General features: G+C 54.1%; 8 protein-coding genes. All 8 read right to left on the bottom strand.

What is annotated here, in order from left to right:
- A partial coding sequence (locus tag CVU69_03360; GenBank protein ID PKN13349.1) for a hypothetical protein occupies positions 1-264 on the bottom strand: 264 nt, incomplete at its 3' end.
- Positions 265-522: 258 nt separating this feature from the next.
- Positions 523-849, bottom strand: coding sequence for a hypothetical protein (locus tag CVU69_03355; protein PKN13348.1), 327 nt, complete (start codon positions 847-849; stop codon positions 523-525).
- Positions 850-1067: 218 nt separating this feature from the next.
- Positions 1068-1373 (bottom strand): DUF1049 domain-containing protein, encoded by a 306-nt coding sequence (locus tag CVU69_03350; protein PKN13347.1) that lies wholly within the window; start codon positions 1371-1373, stop codon positions 1068-1070.
- The gene (locus CVU69_03345) at positions 1370-3061 is read right to left on the bottom strand and encodes a mechanosensitive ion channel protein (protein PKN13360.1); all 1692 of its coding nucleotides are present in this window, start codon (positions 3059-3061) and stop codon (positions 1370-1372) included. Before CVU69_03345 ends, CVU69_03350 begins: the two co-directional genes overlap by 4 nt.
- 212 nt (positions 3062-3273) lie before the next feature.
- Positions 3274-3792 (bottom strand): tRNA (N6-threonylcarbamoyladenosine(37)-N6)-methyltransferase TrmO, encoded by a 519-nt coding sequence (gene tsaA, locus CVU69_03340; protein ID PKN13346.1) that lies wholly within the window; start codon positions 3790-3792, stop codon positions 3274-3276.
- Positions 3793-3924: 132 nt separating this feature from the next.
- The gene (locus tag CVU69_03335; GenBank protein PKN13345.1) at positions 3925-4467 is read right to left on the bottom strand and encodes a flavin reductase; all 543 of its coding nucleotides are present in this window, start codon (positions 4465-4467) and stop codon (positions 3925-3927) included.
- Between the two features lie 43 nt (positions 4468-4510).
- Positions 4511-5710: an EstA family serine hydrolase gene (locus CVU69_03330; protein PKN13344.1), complete on the bottom strand. Its 1200-nt coding sequence runs from the start codon at positions 5708-5710 to the stop codon at positions 4511-4513.
- A 91-nt stretch (positions 5711-5801) separates the two neighbouring features.
- Positions 5802-6956 (bottom strand): DUF4263 domain-containing protein, encoded by a 1155-nt coding sequence (locus CVU69_03325; GenBank protein ID PKN13343.1) that lies wholly within the window; start codon positions 6954-6956, stop codon positions 5802-5804.
- Between the last annotated feature and the right edge of the window lie 382 nt (positions 6957-7338).

The following is a 7338-nucleotide window of genomic DNA, read 5'->3' as shown; positions in this document are numbered from 1 at the left end:
CAGCGGCACGACAGCGAGTCGAAGAAACATCCTGTTCTGGTCCGTTATGATCCGATCTGCCTTTTCCGTCAGGTGTACCGTAGTTCTGTTGACAGCAACGTTTTTCCACACATACATACCTGCGACGGCAATAACCAGCAACAAAATGATAATCAAACGCCATTGGCCAACAATAAATGATTTGTTAACGCTCTGTTTCGGTTGTTCTCCACTGCCTGCGCCGGAATCGAGTTTTTTTTCTGATGCTACCGTGTCCTCAGTCATACCAAACCTCCTGTTTGCAAAGTTTTTTTCCCAGATGTCATAGCGAATCGGCGCAAATTTCCCAAGTCGTAGTTGATGCGCTATGAACGCTCTTAGCCTAATTCGTTTTCAAAACCTATATACTTTTAGAACCTGAATACCCGACATCCCTCCCCACGATTGCAACATTAACCAAAAAAGCCCCACAAGGCCTATATGCATTGTGGGGCTTTTAAACCTCAGACGAAACCAAATAATATTTGCCATCAACCCTCTATTTTATTTGAGGTTTTCCAGAGACTGTCCCGGGAAGCGGGTTGAGAAAATCAGTTCAGCTTCTTCCTTCATTTTTTTCCCCTCGACAACCATGATCTCTCCTTCCTTCACGCGAGCTTCGCCCTTCGCAATGGTGTCTTTGCCTTCTGCGATGGCTTTTTCGCCATCGACAACACGCTTTTTCCCGGCTTCCCACTGTTTTCCCAACTCCATGGTGGCTTTCGACTGCTCGATCATAAACTTCCCGACCGTGTTGGGCTGAGAAGTACAACCTGCGCCTAAAATACCAACCAAACCAACCAACAACACGAGTGAAGATTTCATTTTCATGTTCAACTCCTTTTAGGGTTAATAAGAATTTTTTTAAACTAAAATATACCATTATTTTTTTTTTGTAAATAGGATTGCTGATTCCATCAAGACGACTGACTGCCTTCACTGGAAAGCGCTTATCATTAGTCAACACGTCCTTCTTTTCGCTGTCCTGAATTACATCGGCACACGGTTCAAAAAGATAAAGATCGTGCCCCAAGCGAAGGGCGACACCTCTATTCATAGGGTCCCGGTAGGCGCGAGCCAGACGCCGGGCTTCCAGCCACGCTTCCTGCCGGTGGCGGCGGTGGAGGAATCTGCGCCTTGAGACGCTTGATCTCCAAAGATTTTTTCATCGAAGCCGGGAACATGATCAGCATTGCCGCCAGAGCGCCGGCCGCAAAGGTGATCAAGAGGACCATCACCAGCGGTGCTTCAAAATACCAGCCGAGGAAGGTCACTGTGGCGACCTGAGAATTTTGTATGGCAAAAAAAGCCGCCAGAGCTGCGACAAGCAGTGCCGCAATAAATGTCAGTTTCATTTGTTACCTCCTGAAGATGAGATGGACGAACAGCCAGCGTCGCCCGTGATGTTGATCCGGTGCGTCGCCGGCTGATATTCCGCTGCCAGGTAATTCGCGGGGATCGTGATTGTATTACCATCCCGCAACGCAGAATAATGCGGAGACATGATCTCAACGCCGGCTTCGTTGAAATGATCCTGGATATTTTTATGCAGCTCCGAATAGATGACCGGCATCGCCGAGGGGGCATCGGTGGTGGCGTTCAATTCGTAACTGACATAAAAATCGTTGAGGGCGGTCTGCAACACAAAGGGGCGCGGATCCGGCAGAATCCTTTCAGTTGAAGCGGCTGCGGCCAGCAGCAATTCATGCACCTGCCGCCAGGGCGCGTCATAGCCGATAGTGATGGTTGTATGCAGAATAAGGCGCGCCGAAGAACTGTAGTTAACAATATGGCTGCCCAGAACCATGGCGTTGGGAATGGTAATATCGACGTTTTTCGCCGTCCGGATGCGGGTCACCAACAAGGTCTTCTCGATCACATCCCCCATGGTATCGGCAATCTTGACCCGATCCCCCAGGGTAAAAGCCCGCATATAGGTGAGGATGGTCCCGGCCACGACATTGGCGACAGCCGAAGTCGAACCGAGGGAAAAGAGGACTCCGAGAAAGACCGAAACTCCTTTAAAGGCCGGGGAATCAGAACCGGGGAGATAAGGGAAGGCGACCACCACGGCAAAGGCGATAATCAGAAAGCGGACAATTTTGAAACTCGGCATCGCCCAATCGGAATAAAAACCGGGGAGGGAAATGTGCTGTTTCTCCACCTCGTTGAACAGGAAGCGGCTGAAGCGGATAACATAATAGGTGCAGACGCAAATTACGGCGACAAAGAAGATGTTGGGGAGATAAGCCAGCACCGCCTGCCCGATCCTGACCACCGGCGTCTCGATATAACCGAAGAGCCGGGCCGCTACCCCTTCGGTCATCGGGAAGAAACTCAATACCAGGGGAATATAAAGATAGAGCAGGCCGATCACCAGCATCACTCGCATAAAACGGAGGAATGACAGGAGCATCGCCACGATCCGGTCGGCATTGAGGACTTCAATGGACTGAAATTGGATCGAACGGATACGGGTCCCCTTCCAGGAGGTAATCAGGGCTTCCACGTGCGGGAGATAGCGCTTGAGTAATAAGAGCAGAACAACCAATAGCAGCGTCAACGCCACGGCCTGAACAGCATCAATGAAAAGTTGTCGTAAACTCCGTTCCGAACGGTACTCAATGACCGCACTCCGGATCTTTTCCACATACTCCTGCGCCAACTCCTGGCGGGATTTGCCCTGGGTCTGCGCATCCGCCTCGGTCACGGCCATCAGCACCAGATCTTTCACCACGATATCGCTGGTGACCTCATTGTTGGCAACCATGATCATCTCGGCCGTGAGCAGCGGACTACTGATCAATCTGGCCAATCGTTCGGAAATCGCCCTAGCTCGCTCCGCTGGCGTAAAGGAAAGAACCCCTGAGGAAATTGTCAGGACCGGTTTTTCATCCAACAGAACCACTTCAGACGCTACTTGTGGTGCCGGCGGCGGAACAGGGGCAATGATTGTCTGGGCGGGTGTCTTGTCCGGAGGGGCAGCAGCACAGACACTGACACTCATAATCCCTGCCACAAAAATGGATACGAGCACCCTCATCATCTGATGATTCCTTTCGAGGTTGTTCTACTGTGAGCTGACAGTGCGAAAGACGCTGCAAAACAATAAAGGAGGAGGACGAGTTTTTCCACTGTAAAGAGTACCGGATACCGGAAAACAGACAAGCCACGCTGTTTTGTTGTGCGACGGGAGTAAGGAAAAATGCATACGGATGGCAAAGACAGACCGGTGTGTCCTCCCAGCCTACTGAATTACCGGGGTTTTTTCGGTCCAGGCGCAAAATAACGCCCCAGCTTGGTATCGAGTTCGTCGATCCAGCCGGCCCTGGCTTCCGGAAAAGCATCCGCGTAGGGCACATAGGGTTTGATATCGAGAACCGGGGTGCCATCGAGGAGGTCAACCCCGCGCAGGTGCAGCGTCCGACCTTCAATCCTGACTAATTCGACCGCCGACAGGCCAATAGGATTGGGACGATGCGGAGACCTGGTGGCGAAAATGCCCCGCTTTTCTCCCCCCCGCGGCGGCTTGACGGTGCTTTTCCAGCCTTCACTGCGATGAAAAGCGAAGATAAGCCAAAGCCGGTCGAAACCGCTCAGATCCTGAAGGACTTTTTCGTCCAGCCAATCCTCCAGCTCCAGAGTGGCAAGCGCCAACTCACCGCTCTCCGTCCCTTCCACCACCGTGCTTTGATGAGGGGCATCAATGCGGCGGGCATAGGGGGAGCACAGGATGCCAATCGGGCGATAGGTGAAATGGGGGTTTTTGGTCATATTTATTGTGGTCGCTTTTCGGTAGGGGCGCCCCTCGTGGGTGCCCGACTTTAATTTTGAACCGGACGAACGACACGGACACCTTACCAATTACCAGGCTCAGATGTAACAGGAATGGTGCCCCGTATTTTCTTAAATTCCCGCTGGGAGCTTGGAGGCCATCATCTTCTTCCGGTCAATCTTGATCCCGTCGACGATGAAGGTGCCGTCACCAACCGCGTGCAGCGTGCGTTTCTCCTGGCGAGCGGAATCGATGTAGGCGGCAACCCCCTCCAAGACGACGATGTTGTGCTGCGTCACGATGTCGATGACCTTGCATTCGATGTTGGCGAGGCACTCCTTGATCAGGGGCGGCCTGACGACTTTGCCCGGCAGCGGCGTGAGCCCGAACCTGGCAAACTTGTCGGTGTCCCGCCCGGAGCATGTTCCGATGCCGACGACCGTATCGAGGAGATCAACGGTGGGGATGGCAATGACGCACTCCCTGTTCCTTTGCAACGCGCCGAAAGAGTGATTCCATGCCCCCGTGGTGAGGGCAAAGAGCGGGGTGAAATCGAGAACCATCGTCCAGGAGATCGTCATGATGTTGCTTTTCTCTCCATCATGCGTCGTCACGAGGACCACCGGCCCCGGTTCGATCAGGGTAAAGGCCTTGCTCAGCTTCAGCTTTCGCATGCGCGCACCTCCAGTCGTATGAGGGTTAAGCGCCAGCCCCTGGTTAGCCGGCTCTCGCCCCTGCTACGATGGAGTATACCGCGTTTCGCAGCGCCAGCTCACGGGGATCGCCGACCAGCGCTGTCCCCAGCTGGTTGGTCACGTAGGCGAAGCCAATGCCGCTCTCGGGGTCGGCGAAGCCGAGGGAGCCGCCAGCGCCGGGCATGCCGAAGGAACCGGCGCTCCCAAAGGGCCAGACCGGGCAGTGCTGCATGAAGCCGAGGGTAAAGTGGACGCCGTCGTTCAGCATGCACTCGTCATAGAAGCCGCGGGTCGGCGGAACAGCCGGTGCCGACAGTGCGCGGAGCGTCTCCGGGCGGAGCATGAGTTCGCGGCCACCGGTCGCGAAGACGCCGTAGGCGCGGGCGATGGCGCGCGCCGTACCGACGCCGCCCCCCGCCGGCACCTCGAAGTTGCGGACATAGATACGCTCGGGGTCGTGGAAGAGCATGGAGCCGGCGATTGCCCGAACGATGTTAGCGCGGGGATTAAAGAGGGCGAGCGAGAGACGGAGCGGAAAGCCGAGGAGCCGCGCAAGGAGGCCGGGGCTGTCAAGGGTCGCCAATTGTGAATTCGGGATCGTCTCGGGGAGACGGATGTAGAAGTCGAGGCCGAGTGGCGTGGCGATCTCGTCCTGAAAGAACTGCCCCAGGCTGCGGTGCTGCGGATCGATGCGGCGCAGCAGCTCGCTTTCGTAGTAGCCGAGGGTGATGGCGTGATAGGCCTGCCGCGTCCCCGCTTCCCATGCCGGTTTCTGGCGAGCCAGCACCACCGCCAGCCGGTCGAGGTCGGCGATCAGGCTCCGGTCTGCCTGCTCATCGAAGGCAAAGAGGCCGGCCTGATGCGCCAGCAGCTGGCGGACGGTGATCCGCTCCTTCCCCTGCTGGGCGAACTCCGGCCAGTAGGTGGCAACGGGCTCGTCGTAGTCGAGCCACCCCCGCGAATGGGCGATCGCCAGGGTCATGGCCGCCAGGCCCTTGGTGGTCGAGTAGACGAGGGCCATGGTATCCGCTTCCCAGAGCTCGCCGGTCGCCTTGTTCCGCACCCCACCCCACAAGTCGACAACTTTCTCGCCGCGTCGGTAGACGCAACAAGCACCTCCCAGTTCATGACGTTGCGAGAAGTTCTCGATGAAGGCATCGCGTACAGGCTCAAACCCCGCGCTTACATGCCCCTCAATACGGACTGCGTTGTGATGCTTCATACGGCAGCCTCCTTACTCTTTGGTCAGGCTTGGGGTGGCGCGGCTTAACGCCAGGCTGACCGGAAGCTTTCGGGCCTAGCCCAGCCGAGAGTTAAGCTTCATACTGTTGAACGATGAACCGGGCGCGTTCATAGAGTTCATCGAAAGTGATGATCTCGGGGCTTGTCGTATTTCGCCTGAATAGTTCGAATGAGCGGTAGCGTTCCTGGTTGATGCCGTGGTCACCAACGAACTCTTGCAGACTGCCTACAACCAAAAATGATTTTGGAGAGTAGTTGAATGCCTCCTCGCCTGTTGGATTTCCAACATCGTCCACAAGCGAAAGTTTAGTGCGTATTGTTTCCGTAGCAAGAGCAACCGTGCCCTGAACCTGTGATATGCCTCCGGTAAGTTCAGACGAAGGAGCCCAGCATCCTTGGCGATATGATTGGCCTTGAAGTAGTGGTGTTTTGTGAGTTTTGATCTCGACGAAACATAGACTCGAAATAACTCCGCGAGTACGAAGCAAGGCATCTACCCTCTTACCAGGCTCAGTGACCGTATGCCCATGTACTACTTGCTCAAGCTTCCTGTCATCCAGGCCTGATAGCTGAATGTAGCTCAGGCCATAACCGAATATCCATGGGTTCTTCTCAAAGAACCGCTGCCACACTGCTTCATTGGAGCACTGCTTTTTAGTCTTGACGTCATTGAAATATTCGACATCTTCAAGGAGCCTTTGGAACACTTGCAGTTGGCGTTTGCGAAAGCCAACCGCAACCAAATCATCTTTGGTGATTTCCGAGCGTAAAATCTCTGCAAATAGCTCTTGGTTGTCATGAAAGATGGCTTGCGCCTGAACGCTGGAGAGAACAATTTTTCGTAGGTCTTCGTCGGTGATTTTCAGTGGACCGCTGTTCTTGATCGGCATAGCCTGAATGTGATTTAGGAACTCAACTAATTTTTCAATCTCATCGCCGATGAATGAAAAACTGGCGTTACGCGGCTTATTGGTTGCTACAGTGTAGCCCTGGATACTGAGAACGAAGATTCCCCGATCGTCTTCAAAAAACTTTGCTGTTATGCAAGATTCTGCATTTTCCTTATGCCGCAGGACAAGTTCGTCCTTAATCTTTGCGAACGCATACGTACTCGGTTGTTCAATAAGTTTAGTCGCTATGCGAACCTTACGCTCAGGATCGCCGAATGAGTCAAGTCGGGGGCTGATGTAAGTTTTGCCTGGTTTCGGGTCTTGGTAATTGTCCATGTCATTGTCCTGTTAAGTATTTTTTAAAATCTAACTCGTATTTGACCGGCCCCGCGCACCCGCGCGCGTGAACCGCTGATCTTCCCAAATGGCACATTTATCCAGACGAAGAGGTCCAATAAGATCCATCCACCCGCTTAAAAATATCAATCTTCTCGTCCCCACTCACCCCGCCCCCGCGACTGCAACCGCACCCACAAAAAATCGACTCACCCGCAAAGAAAAACCGCCACCTCGGACGAAACCGGGGCGGCGGTGAAGATGGTCGCGAAGAACGCCGGCCCCGACGGGCGTCCCCCTTTTTGTGACCGGCATTAGAGCTGACTATTTAATCAAAGTCAATAAAATGACTGCGAAATCCCCCTCATTCCTCTTTGCCAAA

This window comes from Deltaproteobacteria bacterium HGW-Deltaproteobacteria-4 (assembly GCA_002841765.1).
GTDB lineage: Bacteria > Desulfobacterota > Desulfuromonadia > Desulfuromonadales > UBA2197 > UBA2197.
This window is presented reverse-complemented; position numbering and strand designations above follow the sequence as displayed.